19 protein-coding genes and 2 pseudogenes are annotated in these 20,123 nt (G+C 71.5%); 10 read left to right on the forward strand and 11 right to left on the reverse strand.

Annotated elements, in window-relative coordinates:
- Positions 1-104: 104 nt before the first annotated feature.
- Both ACZ6ZT_RS18275 and trhA read right to left on the reverse strand, forming a co-directional pair.
- Positions 105-304: pseudogene (locus ACZ6ZT_RS18275) on the reverse strand (IS701 family transposase); the annotation flags it as partial.
- 88 nt (positions 305-392) lie between these two features.
- Complete coding sequence (gene trhA / locus ACZ6ZT_RS18280; RefSeq protein ID WP_469720197.1) at positions 393-1,178, reverse strand: PAQR family membrane homeostasis protein TrhA; 786 nt, start codon at positions 1,176-1,178, stop codon at positions 393-395.
- Positions 1,179-1,397: 219 nt separating this feature from the next.
- Here trhA and ACZ6ZT_RS18285 point away from each other — a divergent pair, with 219 nt between their 5' ends.
- On the forward strand, positions 1,398-1,958 hold the full coding sequence (locus ACZ6ZT_RS18285; protein WP_469720198.1) for a hypothetical protein: 561 nt from the start codon (positions 1,398-1,400) through the stop codon (positions 1,956-1,958).
- A gap of 28 nt (positions 1,959-1,986) precedes the next feature.
- On the opposite strand, the gene ACZ6ZT_RS18290 is transcribed toward ACZ6ZT_RS18285, so the two are convergent.
- From ACZ6ZT_RS18290 to ACZ6ZT_RS18300, 3 genes are all read right to left on the reverse strand, one after another.
- On the reverse strand, positions 1,987-3,072 hold the full coding sequence (locus ACZ6ZT_RS18290; RefSeq protein WP_469720199.1) for an HTTM domain-containing protein: 1,086 nt from the start codon (positions 3,070-3,072) through the stop codon (positions 1,987-1,989).
- Entirely contained in the window at positions 3,062-3,802 is a 741-nt protein-coding gene (locus ACZ6ZT_RS18295; RefSeq protein ID WP_469720200.1) for a DUF5819 family protein, read from the reverse strand. The genes ACZ6ZT_RS18290 and ACZ6ZT_RS18295 overlap by 11 nt, the downstream gene beginning before the upstream one ends.
- A 153-nt stretch (positions 3,803-3,955) precedes the next feature.
- Positions 3,956-5,143 carry an ice-binding family protein gene (locus tag ACZ6ZT_RS18300; protein ID WP_469720201.1) on the reverse strand — a complete coding sequence of 396 codons (1,188 nt, stop codon included), beginning with the start codon at positions 5,141-5,143 and terminating at the stop codon, positions 3,956-3,958.
- A gap of 398 nt (positions 5,144-5,541) precedes the next feature.
- On the opposite strand from ACZ6ZT_RS18300, the gene ACZ6ZT_RS18305 reads away from it, so the two are divergent.
- The 3 genes and pseudogenes from ACZ6ZT_RS18305 (at position 5,542) to ACZ6ZT_RS18315 (ending at position 7,238) form a co-directional block, all read left to right on the forward strand.
- Positions 5,542-6,675: a helix-turn-helix domain-containing protein gene (locus tag ACZ6ZT_RS18305; RefSeq protein WP_469720202.1), complete on the forward strand. Its 1,134-nt coding sequence runs from the start codon at positions 5,542-5,544 to the stop codon at positions 6,673-6,675.
- Positions 6,676-6,808: 133 nt separating this feature from the next.
- Positions 6,809-7,095 (forward strand): annotated as a pseudogene (locus ACZ6ZT_RS18310) (hypothetical protein); the annotation flags it as partial.
- Positions 7,053-7,238 (forward strand): hypothetical protein, encoded by a 186-nt coding sequence (locus ACZ6ZT_RS18315; protein ID WP_469720691.1) that lies wholly within the window; start codon positions 7,053-7,055, stop codon positions 7,236-7,238. The pseudogene ACZ6ZT_RS18310 and the gene ACZ6ZT_RS18315, both read left to right, overlap by 43 nt.
- Here ACZ6ZT_RS18315 and ACZ6ZT_RS18320 read toward each other — a convergent pair.
- Positions 7,235-7,435 carry a hypothetical protein gene (locus tag ACZ6ZT_RS18320; protein ID WP_469720660.1) on the reverse strand — a complete coding sequence of 67 codons (201 nt, stop codon included), beginning with the start codon at positions 7,433-7,435 and terminating at the stop codon, positions 7,235-7,237. The genes ACZ6ZT_RS18315 and ACZ6ZT_RS18320 overlap by 4 nt on opposite strands.
- 110 nt (positions 7,436-7,545) lie before the next feature.
- Here ACZ6ZT_RS18320 and ACZ6ZT_RS18325 point away from each other — a divergent pair, with 110 nt between their 5' ends.
- The gene (locus ACZ6ZT_RS18325) at positions 7,546-9,678 is read left to right on the forward strand and encodes an acyl-CoA dehydrogenase (RefSeq protein ID WP_469720204.1); all 2,133 of its coding nucleotides are present in this window, start codon (positions 7,546-7,548) and stop codon (positions 9,676-9,678) included.
- A gap of 11 nt (positions 9,679-9,689) precedes the next feature.
- Complete coding sequence (locus ACZ6ZT_RS18330; RefSeq protein ID WP_469720206.1) at positions 9,690-10,910, forward strand: lipid-transfer protein; 1,221 nt, start codon at positions 9,690-9,692, stop codon at positions 10,908-10,910.
- Between the two features lie 74 nt (positions 10,911-10,984).
- Here ACZ6ZT_RS18330 and ACZ6ZT_RS18335 read toward each other — a convergent pair whose 3' ends face one another.
- Positions 10,985-12,058 (reverse strand): amidohydrolase family protein, encoded by a 1,074-nt coding sequence (locus ACZ6ZT_RS18335; RefSeq protein ID WP_469720209.1) that lies wholly within the window; start codon positions 12,056-12,058, stop codon positions 10,985-10,987.
- 199 nt (positions 12,059-12,257) lie between these two features.
- Here ACZ6ZT_RS18335 and ACZ6ZT_RS18340 point away from each other — a divergent pair, with 199 nt between their 5' ends.
- Complete coding sequence (locus tag ACZ6ZT_RS18340; protein ID WP_469720210.1) at positions 12,258-13,571, forward strand: cytochrome P450 family protein; 1,314 nt, start codon at positions 12,258-12,260, stop codon at positions 13,569-13,571.
- Between the two features lie 90 nt (positions 13,572-13,661).
- Here the strand turns inward: ACZ6ZT_RS18340 and ACZ6ZT_RS18345 are convergent, their stop codons facing one another.
- The gene (locus tag ACZ6ZT_RS18345) at positions 13,662-14,021 is read right to left on the reverse strand and encodes a response regulator (RefSeq protein ID WP_469720661.1); all 360 of its coding nucleotides are present in this window, start codon (positions 14,019-14,021) and stop codon (positions 13,662-13,664) included.
- Positions 14,022-14,293: 272 nt separating this feature from the next.
- On the opposite strand from ACZ6ZT_RS18345, the gene ACZ6ZT_RS18350 reads away from it, so the two are divergent.
- Genes ACZ6ZT_RS18350 through ACZ6ZT_RS18360 form a run of 3 tightly spaced genes read left to right on the forward strand, consistent with a single transcriptional unit; the run spans position 14,294 to position 17,228 of the window.
- On the forward strand, positions 14,294-15,148 hold the full coding sequence (locus tag ACZ6ZT_RS18350) for a MaoC/PaaZ C-terminal domain-containing protein (protein ID WP_469720211.1): 855 nt from the start codon (positions 14,294-14,296) through the stop codon (positions 15,146-15,148).
- 27 nt (positions 15,149-15,175) lie between these two features.
- Entirely contained in the window at positions 15,176-16,252 is a 1,077-nt protein-coding gene (locus tag ACZ6ZT_RS18355) for a Zn-dependent alcohol dehydrogenase (RefSeq protein WP_469720212.1), read from the forward strand.
- 34 nt (positions 16,253-16,286) lie between these two features.
- Positions 16,287-17,228: a 3-oxoacyl-ACP reductase gene (locus tag ACZ6ZT_RS18360; protein ID WP_469720214.1), complete on the forward strand. Its 942-nt coding sequence runs from the start codon at positions 16,287-16,289 to the stop codon at positions 17,226-17,228.
- Positions 17,229-17,243: 15 nt separating this feature from the next.
- Here the strand turns inward: ACZ6ZT_RS18360 and ACZ6ZT_RS18365 are convergent, their stop codons facing one another.
- The 3 genes from ACZ6ZT_RS18365 to ACZ6ZT_RS18375 form a co-directional block, all read right to left on the reverse strand.
- Positions 17,244-17,885 carry an HAD family hydrolase gene (locus ACZ6ZT_RS18365; RefSeq protein WP_469720215.1) on the reverse strand — a complete coding sequence of 214 codons (642 nt, stop codon included), beginning with the start codon at positions 17,883-17,885 and terminating at the stop codon, positions 17,244-17,246.
- Between the two features lie 30 nt (positions 17,886-17,915).
- The gene (locus ACZ6ZT_RS18370; protein ID WP_469720218.1) at positions 17,916-19,019 is read right to left on the reverse strand and encodes a hypothetical protein; all 1,104 of its coding nucleotides are present in this window, start codon (positions 19,017-19,019) and stop codon (positions 17,916-17,918) included.
- Positions 19,020-19,204: 185 nt separating this feature from the next.
- A complete protein-coding gene (locus tag ACZ6ZT_RS18375; protein ID WP_469720220.1) occupies positions 19,205-20,038 on the reverse strand; it encodes a PIG-L family deacetylase in 834 nt (277 codons plus the stop codon).
- Between the last annotated feature and the right edge of the window lie 85 nt (positions 20,039-20,123).

Raw genomic sequence — 20,123 nt, forward strand, 5'->3', positions numbered from 1 at the left:
GGCCGGGGCACCCGTCCGTCACCTCCACCCGCAGCCCCTCCGGCCGGCGCTGGCTAATGGGTCGGCGGGCATCACTTCCGCGATGGCCCTTTCGTCTCGAAGGCGACCACGTACTCGTGCACGTCGTCGAAGGCCTCCTGCGTGTCCCAGTCACACCGGTTCAACAGCCGGCGCATCCGGTCCGTAGCCGCCTGCCCGGCTTCCTCCGCGAGCGTCCAGCCGTTCTTCCGCTCCAACGGGGCCATCAGGCCCGCATATACGCCCACGCCGACTCCCGCGGCTCGGACCGGGCGAACCGGTACACGGCAGGGGGTCACCCCCGGGGCCGGGAGAGCCGTTCCTGTCCTGGCATCCGCTCGGTCGCACGGCAGGCGCACTTGGCACCGGCGTGGTCAGTGGGCGGACAGGAAGATGGCGATGTAGTGCGCGGTGAAGGCTGCAACGGTAAGGGCGTGAAACACCTCGTGGTAGCCGAACCAGCGGGGTGAGGGGTCGGGCCGCTGGAGGGCGTACACCACCGCGCCCGCGCTGTAGAGGAGGCCTCCGGCCACGATCCAGGCGAGTACGGCCGATCCGCCGCTGTCCAGGAAGTCGGGCAGGTAACGCACCGGCGCCCAGCCGAGGGCCAGGTAGCAAGGGGTGTACAGCCAGCGGGGAGCTCCGACCCACAGGACCCGAAACGCGATGCCCGCCAACGCGCCTGTCCACACGATCCACAGGAGGGTCGACCTTTGGTCAGCGGCGAGCAGGAGCACGGCGAGCGGGGTGCAGGTGCCTGCGATGATCAGGAAGATGTTGGCGTGGTCGAGGCGGCGCAGAACGGCCTCGCCGAGTGGGCCCCACGTGCCGAGGTGGTAGACCGCGCTCGTCCCGAACAACAACCAGGCGGTGATGGAGTACACGGCGCAGGCAACGGCGGCGTGCGGTCTCCCTGCCAGGCAGATGAGGACGATGCCCGCGGCGAGCGAGGTGGGGACCATACCGGCGTGAAGCCAGCCCCGTAGCCTCGGCTTGATCGGCTCCACCAGATCGGCCGCTCGCTCGACCAGGCCGCCAACCGGGCGAGAGTCCTCCCGTCCCGTTCCGGTGGGTGCGGAAGGTGCGCTGCCGGTTTCGGTGTCGTCTCGAAACACTGCTTCCCGTTCTGACTCGGACTGCTGGGTATCACGGGCAACCATGCGCTCATGCTAGGAGCCTGTGCGGAGCCGCGGTCGCGGAGGCCTGGCGCGCTCCCCCGGGCGGGCGTCGCCGGGCGCGTCGAATGCAGCCGCTGATGGCTCCCTTAGGGGCAGTCTTCCGCCAACTCGGGAAGGCGGAACTCGTGTAATCCGACGGCCCGTGGGAACGATCAGAGCTCCCGAACGGGATCTCCGCTCCCCGACGTTCAAGGACCGCCGATGCTTCCCGAGTTCCGCTCCCACGCATCCGTTCCCCTTGCCCATCAGCTGGAACAGCGGCTGGGACTGGATCCGCGCCTCGACGCCGGGCGAATCGACGTGGAGCGCGTCGCTCACATCGCCGTCGTCGCATCGGCCCACTCCGACGGCTACGCGGCCACCGCCCACCTTCTCGGACTGCTGGCCGCGCTCCCCGCTCCCACCGAGGCTGGAGAGCGCTTCTGGTCGGACTTGTGGAGGTCTTCCGGCTCTCTCTACCTACTGCCCGCCAACATCAAGACGTGCGTGCTGAGTTCGTTGGCCGGCGAGGGGTCCGGGCTGGCAGGGCAAATCCTCTCGGCTGTCGACGAGATGACGCCGCCCCAGCGCATCGCAGCCGGAGAGGTCATCGGCCAGGCACTCTCCGAGTCCGACCACCTCCCCGACCTCAAGACGCAGGTCATCGGCGAGCTGTGGCTCCGAGACCTCGAACTCACGGCTTGGCGGGTCCTGCACGCCCACCAGAAATCCGCCGATCCAGCCCGGCGAAAGGCTTTCCTCGACGCATGGACGAGTATCTGATCGGCAGGGGCACAGAAGTTTTCGCGTCCTACGCCTGTCCTCGCTCGCTCGCGACGATGGCGCGGTCGCGCGGCACGGCGGGGGCCGCCTGCCGCTGCGGCACGAGTGCGGGCTTTCCCCTCCCCTGCCGCGGGGATGCGGCGGCCTGCGTCCGCCGGACGGTGCGCCGCCACCGTCGTCCCAGTGCTTGGTAGAAGCGATCCGGCAGGAAGGTGGCGTCCGCGACGATCATCGCGCCGGAGAACAGCGGCAGGCCCAGGAGCACGGCGATACCTAGATGCATGCCGAGCAGCATGGTGAGGACGGGATACTTCAGTCTGCCGAACAGGACGAACGGGAATGCCACCTGGAGCAGCACCGTCAGGTAGCCGGCGACGGCCAGCGGTGCCGGGTGCGCGTCGGCCATGAGCGACAGGGCCGGCCAGGGCCGGAACAGATCGAGGTTCATGACGTAGTGGAGGGCCGTTCCGTTCCCCCAGGAACCGCCTTGCACCTTGTAGAGCCCTGCGGATCCGTAGAGGAAGCAGACCTGAGCGGCAATGACGAACATGCCGCAGTTGTGCAGCACCGTGGTCAACGTCCGCCGGGCACGGACGAGGTGCCGCGTTCGCCGACCGGTCGGCAGGCCCGCCGGTGTCCGGAGTCGGGCCGCGTCGAGGGACCAGCGGCGGCCGCACGCGGTGAACACGAGGTACATCGACATGAGGAGGGTGACGTTGTCCCCTCCGTCCGTCATGAAGACCGCCCTGGAATGGAACGACGCGACCACGACCGCGAACAGCACGGAGACCGCTCTGGTCCGCCAGCCGAGCACGAACAGTGCCGACGTGACGAGAGCCCCCGCGTAACAGATCTCGAAGTACGGCCGGCTGTCGGAGAGGGTGAGGACGCTGAGCCAGCCGGTCTGGTCGAACAGTTCCCTGGCGAGATCCGGGGTCCACGGTGACCCGGGACCCCAGATCTCGTTTCGGTGGGGGAACTCGCGGAGCAGGAAGACGAGGTAGAGGAATCCGTACCCGATGCGCAGCACGGCGGCCGCGTAGAGGGAGATCGGCGTCTCGGTGAGGACAGCGAAGGAGACGCGACGCGCTGAGGAGGCCTGCTCAGTGCTCATGCGCGTCCACCGTCCACACGGGCAGGTAGCGGATGTCGGCAGGCGGGGTAGCGGGCGTGGCCCGGCGAAGGCCGCCGGCTGGTGCGGGTGGGCCGATGCGGCGGGTGATCACCCGCAACTGGATGGAGTCGAAGCGGCCACCGCCTTGGGCGGCCACACGATGCGCCGCGATGTTGCGCAGGTACTTCTGCATCATCAGAGCCCGTTCGGTTCGCGGCTGGTCGTCGCCGCCGTGCGTTTCGAGGTAGGAACTCCAGGCCCGCCGGAGCATGTTCTGCGTCGTGTGGCTGGGGAAGGCGTTGTGCTCGACGGCGGCACCGTCCGGGCCGGACAGATCGAACCAGTCACTGATCTGTGCGGTGCCGTCCGGGGCGGTGCGTACGGTCCTCGCCGAGATCTGCCGGTTGACCGACTCCGGATCGGGGGCGAACAGGCGCCAGTTCTGCTCGAACAGGGGGAAGACCCATGCGTTGATCTGTCGGCTGTACCGTTGTGAGACGGTGTTCGGGGGTGCCACGTGAAGGAAGACCAGGAGGACATGGATCAGGGCCGTCGCCACGCACACGACCACACCGGCCGAGACTCCGGCTTTCCACGGGCCGGTCGGGTTTTCTGAACCGGTCGGCTCGACCAGGGGGTTCCCGTCCGGGTCCGGGCCAGGTGTCCGCGCCGAAGTGCCGCGCTGCTGCTTCGGCTTCTTCACATCCGCCGACTCCGCCGCCTCCGGCACGGCTCCGACCGGCCCTTGCGTCCCGACTGCGCTCAACTGATCTCCCGAGCTCTCGCCGATGCCGGGCGGCGATCGCGGTGCCGCTTCGCCGCCCGACCCCGTCTGGCTGCCTACTCGTCGTGCCTGTGGTGCTTGTCGTGACCGGGCTCTGCCTTACTCGCCGTAGCCCTGCTCGCCCTGTTCGTCGTCACCGTGTTTGCCGTGCTCGTCGTGACCGGGCTTGCCGTGGTCATGCGGAGGCCGGCCGTGGTCGTGACCGGGCTTGCCGTGGTCATGCGGGGGCTTGCCATGGTCATGCGGGGGCTTGGGGTAGCCGGGGATTCCGCCGTTGGCGCCACCCGTGGTGCTGCCCGTGGTACCCGCGATGAGACCGCCGGGAAGGCCGCCGGTGGCTCCGCCCAGGACTCCGCCCAAGAGGCCACCGCCCGTGGTACCGCCGGTCGTCACCCCGCCGAGGAGACCGCCCGCGGTTCCGCCGCCCGTAGTGCCTCCGGTCGCCGTGCCGCCGGTCGCGGTGCCGCCCGTGGTCGTGCCGGCGACCACACCGCCCGTGACCAGACCACCCGTGGTCCCACCGGTACCCCCGGTGGCGCAGGTCCCGATGTCGACCGAGTCGTTGATCAAGGACACCAGGCCGTTACGAGCCAACAACCGACCGGCGACCGACACTCCGTCATCCACGGTGATCGAGCTCAGAGCCATGATCGTGCCCACGAACGTGGAGCCGCTGCCGAGAGTGGCCGATGCTCCGATCTGCCAGTACACGTTGCACGGCGAAGCCCCGTTGACGAGGAGCACACGGCTGGCGGAGGCCGTCGTCAGGGACTCGGGGATCTGGAACACCCACACCGCGTTGGGGTCACCCGCGGCGTCCAGGACCAGGTCGCCGGTGAGTCCGAGACCGACCGCGGCGTGGTAGACGCCGGGGGCCAAAGTGACATTGGCGAGGCCCGCCGGAATGGCTTGGTCCACGGGCTGGCCGGCGGCCTGGTCGTAAGCGTTGACCAGATCGTTCTTGGCGCTGAGGGCCACGGCGTCCGCCCGGTGCTGGACTCCGTTCACCGTTCCGTCCTCCGTCACGGGGGGACGGAAGCCGGTGATGGCCGTACCCGGATGGACCCCGATGTCTCCGGTGACCGTCGAGGGGCCGGTGTTGGTGATCTGGGTACCGGCCAGAATCGCGAAGGGGGTCGCGGTGCCGAGCGGTACGGGGATTGCGATGGCATGTGCCGGTGTCGGCGTCACCGTGGCCACCGCAACGGCGATCACCGCCGCGATCGCCGACGCAATCAGGGCGGGCGTTCTGCGCCATTGAGGCATGTGAGAGATGTTCGGCGTCATCGAGGGGCCAACTCCTGAGTGGTGGCTTAGGGGGGAAGATCCCCGTCGTACGGACGCTTCCATTTTCACTGGCATATTTCAAAGTAATCCGCATCGAATGCGAATCGTTCGGGTGATTCACACATTCGACCAGTTGGCCCGGCGGAACATACGACTGGCCATTAAATAGTTCGGAAGGAATCGCGGACGGCTCGATGAGCGCGCTCCGGTCGGACTCCCCCCAATGGGACGGCCGGACAAAGGCTGCGGACAGGGGGCTGTGCAGCTACATCCGCCATCGGCCCCTCTGCGGTACGACGGAAACGCACCCACGACACGGGGCCAGATAGGGGATTCGCACCCCTCCGGCCGTGGCAATCTGCTGATCGGCAGAACTCCTAAGTGGAGGTAGCAGTTCCGTGACGGCGTACGTCAATCCCACTATCAGAAGGCGTCGGCTCGGAGCGGAGCTGCGCCGACTCCGGGAAGCCAGCGGCCTGAAAATGCAACAGGCAGCCGCGCATCTGCTCGTCTCCCAGCCCAAGCTCAGTCTCCTGGAGAACGGCCACCGTCGCATCAATCCACGCGATGTCCGTGATCTGTGCGCCCTCTACGGCGTCCGGGACCGGGAGATCGTCGACTTGCTGATGGAGTTGGCCAAGGAGCCCCGCCAGGAAGGCTGGTGGAACGCCTACGGCGACATTCCCGACGGCTCCTATATCGGCCTGGAGGACCAAGCCGCCTCGGTCCGCTCCTACGAGCCGCTGGTGGTACCGGGCCTGCTGCAAACGCCCGCTTACGCCCGGGCTCTCATCGCGGCGACGCTCCCGCTCCCCACCACTGAACAGGCAGCCGCGCGGCTGCAGGCACGCCTGCGCCGCCAGGACCGGATCACGAAGGCCTCGGACCGCCCACTTCGCTTGTGGGTCGTACTCGACGAGTCGGTGCTGTGGCGCGTCGTCGACAGCCGCGAGGTCATGCGCGATCAGCTGGAGCATCTGGCCCGCATGAGCACACAGCCACACATCACGATGCAGGTGCTCCCGCACTCCGCGGGAGCACATCCCGGAGTCTCCGGGCAGTTCTCGATGCTCGAGTTCGCCGATACCTCCGAACCCGGCGTGGTGTATCAGGAGAGGTTCACCAGCAACCTCTACGTGGAGAAACGTTCCGACGTAGAGGCCTACCAGGACATGTACGCGCACCTGCAGGCGCAGGCGCTGAGTCCCGCGGACACACGCCAATGCCTCACCGACGCCATCCGGACGTACACGAGCACGGGCTGGAGGGCCACCATTCCCGGATCCACGGCCCATGCGGGCCGCGGATGCCGGCGGCAGAACGTGGTGTCGGTGACGTCCTGTCCCCCGCCTTCGGCGACATGTGCGGAAAACCGGGCAGTCGTCGAAGCCGACTTGCACCTGCCCGGCGCGGACGCGTGGATCACCGACCGCAACAACCGGGAGCCCGACGCTCCCTCGCCGCCTCCACCGGCCGCCCCCGCCGGATCCGCGCCCGCGTCCACGCCAGCGCCCGCGCCCGCGAAATCATAGGAGGGTTGTTGAGGACGCTTCAGTACGGCCTGGTGGCAGTTCCGGGACTGTAGCCACCAAGCGACGGCTACGTCTGTCACGGCACGTATGTCCGGGGACTGACAGCCCCGTCGGAACGGAAGAACGGCTGGACGCTCGCGGAGGAGGCAGGGAGCTCGAGCGGGCCGATGTCTTCCACGTCATGGCCACCACCCGCCACGACACCGTCGTCTCCCGATGGGCCATGGCCCACGCGAAGCAGGAATGCGGCCTGGACGACTACCAGGTCCGCCGCCACCCCGGCTGGCACCGCCCATCACCCTCGCCATGGCCGCCCATGCCTGTCTCACCGTCCTTGGGGCCCGAGCGGCGGACGCCGGGAAGGCAGGAACGGATCCTTGGAGGCCATCCCCCTCACCCTCCCCGAACTCCGACGCCTGATCACCCGCCTCACCCACCGCCGACCCGCCTCCACCGGCCACGTCGTGCACTGGTCCATGGGCGAAGCCGCCGACAACAGCAAGCCCGCGTCAGCCACTGCGAACAACAACAAACCGTCACAGCGAAGACGGTTGCAGTACTAGTCGCCGTCTCCGTCGCTGCGGCCGCTGCCGCCGATCCCGCGGCGGCGGCGTTTGCGGGCGGCGTGGAGCAGGCCGCCCGCGGTGAGGGTGGCGGTGGCGACCGCGTGGGCCCAGCGGGGGCCGCCGCCGCGAGCCGTCCACACCACGCACGCGCAGCCGGCCACGGCGAGTGCCAGCACTCCGAGCATGAGGGCCATGACCACGTTCGTGCCTCCTTGTCCGTCCTCGTCCGACGATTGTCGCAGGCGCCGAAGAACACGTCCTGCTGACCTTCCGTCAGATTGGAACGTGTTCTAGTCTGCCGCGCATGGGCATCGGAATCACGCGAGAACAGCGGGAGTTGGCCGACGCCGTGCGCGGCTGGGTGGGGCGGGCCGTGCCGCCCGAGGAGGTGCGCAAGCTGCTGGACACCCCGCCGCGGAGCGGGACGCGGCCCGGCTACTGGGACGGGCTCGCGGCGGCCGGACTGCTGGCGCCCCATCTGGAGGGCGGCACGCTGCTGGATCTGGCCGTCGTGGTGGAGGAGGCCGCCCGGGCGGCGCTGCCCGGGCCCTTCCTGCCGAGTGCGCTGGCATCCGTACTCCTGGACAGGGCCGGGGCCGCGCCGCTCGACGGCCGGACCGGGGCGGTCGCCCTCGGCCCCGGCGGCCTCACCGCCGTCGCCGTCGAGGGCGGCGGGTACCTGCTCGACGGGCTCGCGCCGCCCGTTCTCGGCGCGGGCGAGGCCGACCTCGTCCTGCTCGCCGCCGAAGCGGCCCACGGCACCCGCTGGTTCGCCGTGGACGCCGCCGCCCTGGACGTCCGCACCCACGAGAGCGCCGACCCCACCCGCCCCACCGCCGAGGTGCGGGCCCGCGGGGCCGTCGTGCCGCCCGGCCGGCTGCTGGAGCTGGACGCCGCGCTCGTACGGGACCTGGCCTGCGTCCTGTTCGCCGCCGACGCCTGCGGCACCGCCGCCTGGGCCGTGCACACCGCCGCCGAGTACGCGAAGGTGCGCGAGCAGTTCGGACGGCCCATCGGACGGTTCCAGGGCGTCAAACACCTCTGTGCCGACATGCTGGTCCGCCTGGAGCAGGCCCGCGCCCTCGCCTGGGACGCCGCCAACAGCGCCGGCGAGGAGGCGCCGGTCCGCTCCCTGGTCGCCGCCCTCGCCGCCGGGAGCGCCCTCGACGCCGCCTACTCCTGCGCCAAGGACTGCATCCAGATCCTCGGCGGCATCGGCTTCACCTGGGAACACGACGCCCACATCCACCTGCGCCGGGCCCTGGTCGCCCGCCAGCTCCTCGGACCCGGCGACGGCCACCGCGTCCGCGCCGTGCGCCTCGCCGCCGACGGCGCCCGCCGCGAGCTGCGCCTGGAGCTGCCCGCGAGCGCCGAGGCGCACCGGCCGGCCGCCCGCGCCGCCGCCCGGGACGCCCGCGGCCTCGACCCGGCCGCCGCCCGCCGGGTCCTCGCGCCGACCGGCTACGCGGCCCCGTACCTGCCCCGCCCGTACGGGCTCGGCGCCGGGGCCGCCGAGCAGCTCGTGGTGCAGCAGGAGCTGAAGGAGGCCGGGGTCGTCCTCGCCGACCTCGGCATCGCCACCTGGGTCGTGCCCTCCCTGCTCGCCTACGGCACGGACGCGCAGCGCGAGGCGTACGTCCTGCCCACGCTGCGCGGGGACGCGACCTGGTGCCAGCTCTTCTCCGAGCCGGACGCCGGCTCGGACCTCGCCTCCCTGCGGACGCGGGCCGAAAGGGAGCCGGACGGCTCCTGGAAGGTCAACGGGCAGAAGGTGTGGACGAGTTCCGCGCACACCGCCGACTTCGGGATCCTGCTGGCCCGCACCGACCCGGACGCGCCCAAGCACAAGGGCCTCGGGTACTTCGTCGTCGACATGAGGAACACGCCGGGCATCGACGTGCGCCCCCTGAAGGAGATCACCGGCGAGGCCCTCTTCAACGAGGTGTACTTCGACGACGTCCCGCTGCCCGCCGACGCCCTCGTCGGGGCGCCCGGCGACGGCTGGAAAGTCGCCCGCAACACCCTCGGCAACGAACGCGTCCACATGGCCGACCAGATGACCTTCGACACCGGCCTCGAAGCGCTCATCGCCCGCTCCGCCGATCTCGACGGCTCCTACCGGGCCCGCATCGGCGCCCTGGCCGCCGAGGCGCACGCCCTCGCCTGCATCGGCCTGCGCACCACGCTCCAGCAGGTGTCCGGGCTGGAGCCCGGCGCGGGTGCCTCCGTACGCAAGCTCGTGCAGACCCCGCACCAGCAGCGGACCGCCGAGCTGGCCCTCGAACTGCTGGGCCCGGCGGGCGCGGTACGGGAGGGGGCGGGGGAGCGGGCCGTGCACGGGATGCTCATGTCCCGCTGCCTGACCATCGCCGGGGGCACCACACAGGTCCAGCTCAACGTCGTCGCCGAGCGCATCCTCGGCCTGCCCCGGGACTAGGAGTCAGCGGAATGAAGCCAGTAAAGGCAGTGAAGGAAACGAAGGCGACGAAGGCCTACATCGTCGGCGTCGGCATGACGAAGTTCGAGAAGCCGGAATCGCGCGACTGGCAGTACTGGGACATGGTGCGGGAGGCGGGCACGGCGGCGCTGGCCGACGCCGACGTGGACTACGGGCTGGTGGAGCAGGTGCCGGTGGGCTACTGCTTCCAGGCCTCCACCGCCGGGCAGCGGGCCGCGTACGAACTGGGCCTGACCGGTGTCCCCGTCTACAACGTCAACAACAACTGCGCCACCGGCTCGACGGCCCTGATGATGGCCCGGCAGTTCGTGGAGGGCGGGATCAACGACTGCGTCCTCGCGCTCGGCTTCGAGAAGATGAAGCGCGGCGCCCTCGGCGGCGGGGCGGACGGCGGCGACTTCCAGACCTCGCCGGTGGCCCGGCACTACGGGATCATGGCGGCCGCGCACGGCTTCGAGATGTCCCCGCCCACCGCGCAGATCTTCGGGAACGCCGCTCGCGAGCACATGGAGCGTTACGGGACCACGCCCGCCCAGCTGGCGGCGGTCGGCGCCAAGAACCACCGGCACTCCGCGCACAACCCGAACGCGCAGTTCCAGGACGTGTACTCGGTGGAGGAGGTGCTCGCCGCGAAGACCATCCACGACCCGCTGACCAAGCTCCAGTGCTCGCCCACCTCGGACGGGGCGGCGGCCGCCCTCGTCGTCTCCGAACGCTTCGTCGTCCGGCACGGACTGCATGACAAGGCCGTGGAGATCGCCGCCCAGGCCATGACCACCGACACCGCCGAGAGTTTCGTCGGCTCCTGCATCGACGTCGTCGGCAAGCCGATGAGCGCCGCCGCCGCCCGCCGGGTGTACGAGGCGTCCGGGCTCGGCATCGAGGACGTCGACGTCATCGAGCTGCACGACTGCTTCTCCGTCAACGAACTGCTCACCTACGAGGCCCTCGGCATGTGCGCCGACGGCGCCTCCGGCGAGCTCGTGGAGAGCGGCGCCACCACCTACGGCGGCCGCTGGGTGGTCAACCCGTCGGGCGGGCTCATCTCCAAGGGCCACCCCCTCGGCGCCACGGGCCTCGCCCAGGCCGCCGAACTGGTCTGGCAGCTGCGCGGCGAGGCCGGAGCACGCCAGGTCCCCGGCGCCGGGGTCGGCCTCGCGCACAACATCGGACTCGGCGGCGCGGCGGTGGTCACCCTGCTGCGCCGCTGAGCCCACGGCCCGCTCCGGCGCCCCGGGCGGGGGGGGGACGGCCGGGGCGGGCGGGCTCCGGCGCCCGCGGTGCGTCAGGCCGGTGCCAGGCGCGGCATCAGGCGCAGCGCGTTCTCCCGGTTGACGGCCCGGCGCAGCTCCGGGGTGAAGGCGGGGTCGGCGGCCAGGGCGGGCACGGCGACGCCGGTGACCATCGGGGCCGGGCAGGCCGGCCAGTCGCTGCCGAAGAGGATCCGGTCCGGTGACACCGTCGCCAGCAGGGTGCCCGCCGGGGACAGCGGGCCGGCGGTGTCGTAGTAGAAGCGCTGGAGGTGGTCCCGTACCGCCGCGGGCTCCACCGGCGGGTCGAAGGCGTGCGCGAAGGCCTCCAGCCGGGTCGCGATGTGCGGGAGGAAGCCGCCGCCGTGCGGCAGGATCACCGACAGGTTCGGGAAGCGGTCCAGCGTCCCGGTGCGGATCATGTTCGCGGCGGCGCGGGTGGTGTCCAGCAGGAAGTCGCACAGGAAGTTCGGCAGCCCCGGCACGGTCGCCGCCCCGGGCGGACCGCCCGGCCCCGGCAGGTTGTGGGGATGGGTGTCGACGACGGCCGACCGCTCGTCGAGCTCGGCGAAGATCCCGTCGTAGGACGGGTCGCCGAGGTAGACGCCCCCGTAGTTCGCGGTCAGGTTCACCCCGACCGCGCCCAGCTCGTCCAGGCCCCGGCGCAGTGTCCAGGACGACACCTCCAGGTCGTCCAGGAACAGCGGGGCGTGGAAGAAGAACCGCCCCGGATGCGCCGCGCAGACCTCGACGGCCGCCCGCAGCGTCACCGTGACCGCCTCGCGCAGCTGCGCGGAGCTGGTGTAGCGGGCGGGCAGCATCGGCTTGAGCACGGCGGTGGCGATCCCGGCCCGGTCCATGAGGCCGAGCGCGCTTTCGGCGTCCCAGCGCGACCACGGGGGCAGCGCCCTGGGGTGCACCAGCCCCTGCTCCTCGGCCCAGGCGCGCCAGGCCGGGGCGCAGAAGTGGTGGTGGACGTCGATCACCGCCCGGCTGCCGTCGTCCTCGCCGGCCGCCGCGCCGGGGCGTGCGGCCGCCGTGTCCGGCATTCCCGCCCGGGGCCGTACCGCCGAACCAGCGGTGATTCCACTCGCACCGTATTCCGGCATGCGCGCATTCCCTTTCATCGGGCTCGTCGGGCTCGTCGGGAGTATCGGATTCACACCCTAGGGCGGCCCCCGGCCGTAACGCGGCGGACATTCCCCGGCGGGAGATCCGGCCCCGAACGGGTCAATGAGGTTTTGTTCCGCGCGCCGTCCGGGAAAGGAGCCGAACGTCAATTCCGGGACATCCGAAAGGTCTGGACGCGTGACGACTGAACCGACTGCGGCGGTGAACGACGGCCTCGCGCTGGACGAAGCGGTGAAGGCGGCGACGCTGAGCACGCCGGAATACCGGCAGTGCCCGCACCCGTACTACAAGGTCCTGCGCGAGCAGGCCCCGGTCGCCCGCCTCACCCCGCGGCACGGCGTCGACACCTACCTGATCACCGGGTACGAGGACGCCCACGCGGCCCTCGCCGACCCGCGCATCGGCAAGGACATGCACGAGCGCACCGACCTCTACCACGCGCTCTTCGGGGACGCGTGCGAGACCCTCGACGACAACCTGCTCTTCGCGGACCCGCCCCGGCACACCCGGCTGCGGCACATCGCGAAGACCGCGTTCACCCCGCGCCACGTACGGGAACTGCGCCCGCACATCGAGGAGCTCGCGAACGAGCTGCTGGACCGCTGCCCGACCGACGAGCCCGTCGACCTGATGAAGGCCTTCGCGCTGCCGCTGCCCGTCATGGTCATCTGCGAGCTGCTCGGCATCGTCGGGGAGGAGCGCACCGAGGTCCTGAAGTGGTTCTCGGTGGTGACGCGCTCCCGGTTCAGCAAGGACATGAAGGACGACCTGGTCCAGGCCGAACACTGGCTGCGCGACTACTTCACCGAGCACATCCGGCGCACGCGCGAGAACCCCACGGACGACTTCCTCACCATGCTGGTGCAGACGCACCACGAGGAAGAGCCGCTCACCGACCACGAACTCGTCTCGATGATGTGGGTGCTGCTCTTCGCCGGGCACAAGACGACCACCCTCCAGATCGGCAATTCCGTCTTCAACCTGCTCACCCATCCCGGACAGCTGAGGGCGCTGAAGGAGAACCGGGAACTCCTGCCGCAGGCCATCGAGGAACTCCTGCGCTACGAGGGCTCCGTGGAGACCTCCACCTTCCGGTACGCGCGGGAGGACGTGGAAATCGGCGGGACGGTCATTCCGCGGGGCGCGATCGTGCAGATCGCCCTGACCGCCGCGAACCGCGACCCGGAGAAGTTCCCCGACCCGGACACCCTGGACATCACGCGGGAGCACCTCCAGCGCACCCACATCGGCTTCGGCTTCGGTCCGCACTTCTGCCTGGGCGCCCCGCTGGCCCGGCTGGAGCTGGAGGTCTGCCTCACCGCGCTGCTCGACCGCTTCCCGGACATGGTGCTGGCGATGCCGGAGTCGGAGGAGGGGGACTGGCTGAAGGGGCCGTTCCCGGCGTTCCGGGGGCTGGAGAAGCTGCCGGTGGCGCTGGACCCCTCGCGGACGGTGGACGACTGGACGGCCCCGGACGCGCCGACCGCCTGACGGCGTACGCGGATCCTCCCGATGCCCTCCGCCGGCGCCGGCGGAGGGCATCGCACTGCCGCCGCGCCGGTGGGCCGCCAGGCCGCCGCGTTACGGTCCCGCGAGGGCCGGGTCCACCACCGTCTCGCCCCTGGCCGCCCGCCGCAGGCACTCCGCCAGCTCCTCGACCGGGCCGTCCCGCAGGACCAGCCCCGCCGCGCCCGCGGCCAGCGCCGCCTCCCGCAGCCCCGGCCGCGCCGAACCGGCGGCGACCAGCACCCGGCACTCCGGCTCGTCCGCCAGGACGGCCCGTACGGAGGCCGGCTCCTCCACCAGCGCCACGGCCGGCCGGGCCTGCGCCGAGGCCACCACCTCGATGTCCGGCTGGAGGCCCAGGAGGACCGCGAGGGCCCGGTTCGGCGGGTCCAGCAGGACGCGCAGGGAACGGGCGGGCGGGTGCGTCACGGGCATTTCGTCCACCGGCGCAGCGTAACGCCCGTCCGTGTGGGCGGCGGGCAACACGCGACCGCCAAGGCTGATCTGACGTCAAGTCAGGAGACTTCCCAAGTGGTCGGGCGTGCGTTATACATGCCTTCGACCGGCTCCCTAGAACGCGTTCTAGAACCGGACCGGTCCCGCGTACGACCTCGGTGCGGCTGACGGTGCGGACGGCCGCGCCGAGGTCTTCCAAGGCAGCGGTGCTCGCGCAGGCCGCGGCGCCCCGAGACAGGGAGCAGCTCCCCATGCCGATCGATGCCGCCAAGGCCCTCGCCGCCGAACCCCGCCGGGGGGAGATCGGCTGGGACCACAAGGACATCCAGCTCTACCACCTCGGCCTCGGCGCCGGAATCCCCGCCACCGACCCCGACGAGCTGCGCTACACCCTGGAGTCCAAGCTCCACGTGCTGCCCAGCTTCGCCACCGTCGCCGGCGCCGGCATGGCCATGCTGGGCGGCCTCGCCGCCCCCGGCATCGAGGTCAACCTCGCCCACGTCCTGCACGGCGGCCACTCCATCGAGCTGCACCGCCCCATCCCCGTCCAGGGCAAGGCCACCTCCACCTCCCGGGTCGTGGCCGTCCACGACAAGGGCAAGGCCGCCGTGATCGTGCTGCGCTCCGAGGTCGCGGACGCCGACGGGCCGCTGTGGACCAGCGACGCGCAGCTCTTCGTCCGCGGCGAAGGCGGCTTCGGCGGCGAGCGCGGCCCCTCCGTACGGACCGAACCGCCCGAGCGGGCCCCCGACCGGGTCGAGGAGCGCGCCGTCCGGGAGGAACAGGCCCTGCTCTACCGGCTCTCCGGGGACTGGAACCCGCTGCACGCCGACCCGGAGTTCGCCAAGCTGGCCGGCTTCGACCGGCCGATCCTGCACGGCCTGTGCTCGTACGGGATGACCCTCAAGGCCGTCGTCGACACCGTGCTCGGCGGCGACGTCTCCCGGGTACGCGCCTACCGCACGCGCTTCGCCGGGATCGTCTTCCCCGGCGAGACGCTGCGCATCCGGATGTGGCGGGAGCCCGGCCGCGTCGTGGCCGCCGTGAGCGCCGTCGAACGGGACGACGCGCCGGTCCTCGCCGACACCGTCGTCGAACACGCGTAACAGTCCGCCCACCGAAGGAGCCGCACCGTGCGCGCAGCACTGCAGAGCGAGATAGGCCAGGACAAGCTGGAGGTCGTCGACGACATGGAAGCCGTGGGCCTGGGCCCCGGCAAGGTCAAGATCCGCGTCAAGGCCACCGGCCTGTGCCACTCCGACCTGTCCGCGATGAGCGGGGTCCTGCCCCAGCCTGCGCCCTTCGTCCCGGGCCACGAGGGCTCCGGGGTGATCGCCGACGTGGGCGACGGCGTCACCCACCTCCGGCAGGGCGACCGCGTCCTGGTGTGCTGGCTGCCGCCGTGCGGGCACTGCGCGGCCTGCAAGCGCGGGCAGGGCCACCTCTGCCTGGAGAGCCTCGTCAACGCGGGCACCCCCAACTTCCGGCGCGCGGGCGGGGACATCTTCGGCTTCGCCGCCACCGGCACCTTCGCCGAGGAACTCGTCGTCGACGCCAAGTGCGCCGTCCCGATCCCCGACGACGTGCCCTTCGACATCGCCGCCCTCATCGGCTGCGGCGTCACCACCGGCCTCGGCGCGGCCATCAACACCGCCCAGGTGGAGGCCGGCTCCTCGGTCGCCGTCATCGGCTGCGGCGGCGTCGGCATCTCCGTCATCCAGGGCGCCAAGCTCCAGGGCGCCGCGCAGATCATCGCGATCGACCCCGTCGCGTCCCGGCGCGAGGCGGCCCTGCGCTTCGGCGCGTCCGAGGCCGTGGCCCCGGACGCCTTCGACGACGCCAAGAACCGGATCACCGCCGGGGAGGGCTTCGACTACGTCTTCGAGGTCGTCGGCAAGTCCGCCACCGCGCAGACCGCCTACAAGATGACCCGGCGCGGCGGCAACGTCGTCATCGTCGGCGCGGGCGCCCTCGACGACACGTTCCAGATCGACATGTTCTCCCTGTTCTTCGACGAGAAGAAGATCCTGCCGTCGATGTACGGGGGCGGGGACGTGCTCCGCTCCTACGAGCGCACCATCGCCCTGTGGCGGGCCGGCCGGGTCGACCTGGCCGGACTGATCACCCATCGCGTGAAGCTCGCCGAGATCAACGACGCGCTCGACCAGATGCGCACCGGCGTCGCGCTGCGCACCTGCATAGAGATCTGATCCGACTCCGACCGCTCTGAGAGGAAACCGGTAGATGTCACTGCCACTTGAGGGGCTCAGCGCCATCGTCACCGGCGCCGGGCGCGGGCTCGGCCGGGCCGAGGCGCTCGAACTGGCCCGGCTCGGCGCGAGCGTCGTCGTCAACGACTTCGGCCAGAGCGGCCGCGACGGTTCCGGCGAGGCCTCGGCCGCCCCGGCCGAGGAGGTCGCCGCCGAGATCCGCGCGGCGGGCGGGCAGGCGGTGGCGCACCTCGGTGACGTGGCCGACTTCGAGCAGGCGCGGGAACTGGTGGAGCTGGCGGTCTCCCGCTTCGGCAAGCTGGACGTCCTCGTGAACAACGCGGGGATCCTGCGGGACCGGATGGTCTTCTCCATGTCGGAGGAGGAGTGGGACTCGGTGATCCGGGTCCACCTCAAGGGCCACTTCAACACCACCCACTTCGCCTCCGCGCACTGGCGGGAACGCTCCAAGGCGGCGGGCGGCCCGGTCTACGGCCGGATCGTCAACACCTCCTCCGAGGCCTTCCTCGGCGGTTCGGCGGGCCAGCCCAACTACGCCGCCGCGAAGGGCGGCATCGTGGGCCTGACCACCTCCACCGCCCTCGCCCTGGCCAAGTACGGGGTCACCGCGAACGCCATCTGCCCGCGCGCCCGCACCCGGATGACCGAGGACGTCTTCGCGGGCTTCCAGGTACCGGAGGAGGGCAGGCTCGACGCCCTCGCCCCCGAACACGTCGCCCCGCTCGTCGGCTACCTGGCCTCGCCCGCCTCGGCGAAGGCGAACGGCCAGCTCTTCGTCGTCCACGGCGGGATCGTGGTCGTGATGGAGCGCCCGAAGGTGGCCGCGAAGTTCGACACCGCCAAGGAGGTCTTCTCCTACGAGGAACTCGACGCGCTCCTCACCCCGCACTACGACTCCCGGCCGCCGAACGAGACCTTCGCGGCGGCCGAGGTGCTGGGCCTCAAGCACGACTAGGCCGTCTCTTTCGGCCTAGCCGGGAAGGCCGAGGGCCGTGCGCAGGCCGGCGGGGGAGGCGTAGTGGACGCCCGTCATTCCGAGGGCCCGCGCGGCCTCGACGTTCTCCCGCTGGTCGTCCACGAACAGGCAGCGCCCGGGGTCGGCCCCCGCCCGCGCGGCGGCGATCTCGTATATCTCCCGGTCCGGCTTGGCCACCCCCACCCGGGCGCTGCTGACGACGTGGTCCGCCAGGTCGGACAGCCCCATCTCCGCCAGGTCCGCCTCCAGGTCCAGGGTGGCGTTGGTGACCAGCACCAGGGTCATCCCGGCGGCCCGGGCGTCCCTCAGGACGGAGACCGCCTCGGCGTCGGCCGAGAACGGGGTCCCGGCCAGCGCGTCCGCCAGTTCCCGGGCCCGCTCCCCGGGCACCCGTGCCGTGGCGCTCAGCGCGTCGGCCACCTCCCGCGCCCACTGCTCCGGGGTGATCCGGCCGAGCATCAGCGGGCCGTCCAGCGCGGGGGCGAAGGCCACCTCCGCGGTGGTCCCCTCGGGCAGCCCGGCGGCGCGTTCCAGGGCGCCGAGCCGGGAGGAGTCGTAGAAGCGGATGACGTTGTCCAGGTCGCACAGGACGGCGTCGAAGGGCCGGGTCGCGCCGGGGGCGGGGGAGGTGATCACCGGGCCTGCCTATCACCCCCGGCTCGGGGATCAGCCCAGCGGGGCTTGTTGCAGCGGGACCGGCCGCCGGGGCGGCTCCGCGCACGCGGACGCGGCGACGGCGGGGCCCGGGCCGGCGGGCGGGCGCGGGCGCACCCGCGGGGGCGGGGCGGCCGGCTGGACCAGGGAGGCCAGCCCGCACGGCACCTCCGGGGTGCTGTACGGGAGGCGCAGACGGCCCTCCGCGGTCCACAGCCCGGTCCCGAGCCAGCCCACCGGGGCACCGAGCCGGAACACGGACCGGTCGGAGGGACGCCACAGCGCCAGGCCGCTCTCGCCGACCCGCAGCGCCACCCCGCAGGTCTCCGGCATCAGCGCCTGGCCGGGCTGCACCGCGAACGGGTGCGCGTCCCGCATGCGCAGGCAGTCCGGGAAGCGCACCGGTCGGGCACTGCCCAGCACCCCCCAGCCGAGCCGGGGCTCGCCGGGGGCGTCGGAGCGGATCAGCAGGAGCCCGCTGTCGGGGGCGGCGAGCAGGAGCCGGTCGTCGCTGTCCTCGGCGATCTGGAGGAGCGGGCTGACCTCGCCGCCCCGTTCCAGGTCCACGACGACGGCCTTGGTGCGGCCCTCCAGCTCGCGGTCCAGGGACAGCAGCCGGCCGACCCGGTCCAGCCACACCCCGCCGGAGCAGCGGCCCGGCAGCACGGCCGCCCGGCGCGGCCCGCCCGGGATCCCGGCCACCTGCCACAGGGTGCTCCGGTCGGCGCCCACGGCCAGGGCGAAGGCCCCGTGTCCGTCGGGGGACGGCGGCAGCAGGCGGACCCGTACGCCCTCCTCGGCGGACACCGAGCCGAGCGGCAGCTCCCCGGTGCGCGGGCCGCTCGCGGCGCCCGAGGGGTAGAGCAGCGCGAAGGCGTGCCGGTCGGCGACCCGGCGGTGGATCAGCACCCGCCCGTCGGCCAGCGGCAGCACCTCACTGTCGGCCTCCTCCGGCTGCCCGAGCGGCAACGGCACCGCGTAGGGCTCGGGCCCCCCCAGCGTCCACCGCTCGGGGTACCGCGCCTGCCCCTCCCCGGCCAGCCGCGCGGCATACTCCCCGGCGGCGGCGATCGTGAACCGGGCGGTCGTCGTGATGTCGATGGCACAGACAGTCATCCGGGCCTTCACCTCCGGATCAGGAAGCTAGTTTTCGACTCCCCCTACGTCCCGCGCGACTCGGCCCGCTTCACACGTACGGGTGGCCGAGTCCCGATTCGCCGGTGTCGCGGGACAGGGTTGTGCTGTGGCATACCGGGACGTATCGGAACCGCTGCCCGACGGGGCCCGGCCGGACGGTCGGGTCAGCGCAGGCCGGTGAAGAGATCGTTCTCGGGCACGGCAGTGCCGGTGGCGTCCTGGACCCGCACGAAGGTCTCCATGCCCATCAGCTCGCCGAACCTCTCCTTGCCCATCCTGAGGAAGAAGATGTTCTCGCCCTGACTGGCGTGCGCGGCCAGCGCGTCGAACTTCTGACCGCTGAACGCGGTGGTGTCCACCCACGTGGTGATCTCGTCGTCGGGGAGGCCGATGTCGGCCAGCGCGGCGGCCTCGGCAGGATCCGGCTCCGGCATGTCCTCTTGGAACTCGCGCATGATCTGGCCGAACCGCTGCATCGCCGAGCGCGGCATCGTCGTCCAGTACACCTTCGGTGTCAGCGTGGTCATTTCGAGCGCCGCCATCGTGATGCGGTGGGCCTGGATGTGGTCGGGGTGGCCGTAGAAGCCGTTCTCGTCATAGGTGACGACCACATCGGGCCGGTAGTGCCGCATGAGGGTCGCGAGCCGGGCAGCGCCCTCCTCCACGGGGGTCTTCCAGAAAGACCCAGGGGCGTCGTTGCTCGGCCAGCCCATCATCCCGGAGTCGGCGTAGTCCAGCATCTCCAGGTCACTGACCTTCAGGACGTCACAGCTCGCCTCAAGCTCTCGTCGGCGCATCAAGGCGACGGCCGTCGGATCGTGCCCGGGATCACCCGGCTTGACGCCCCCCGGCCCGTCTCCGCAACCGCCGTCGGTACACGTCACGAGAACCGTGCGGATGCCCTCCGCCGCGTACCGGGCGAGGATTCCTCCCGTTCCGGTGGCCTCGTCGTCGGGGTGGGCGTGCACTGCCATGAGCGTCAAGGGCCGGTCGGTCATGAGGGAGTCCTCCTGCGGGAACACGTGTGGGTCCGAGTGCGCGGTGGGCGTTTCGCGATCCAGGAGGCCGGACCCTGCCGGGGCG

The sequence above is a fragment of the Streptomyces sp. NPDC102258 genome (assembly GCF_055584685.1).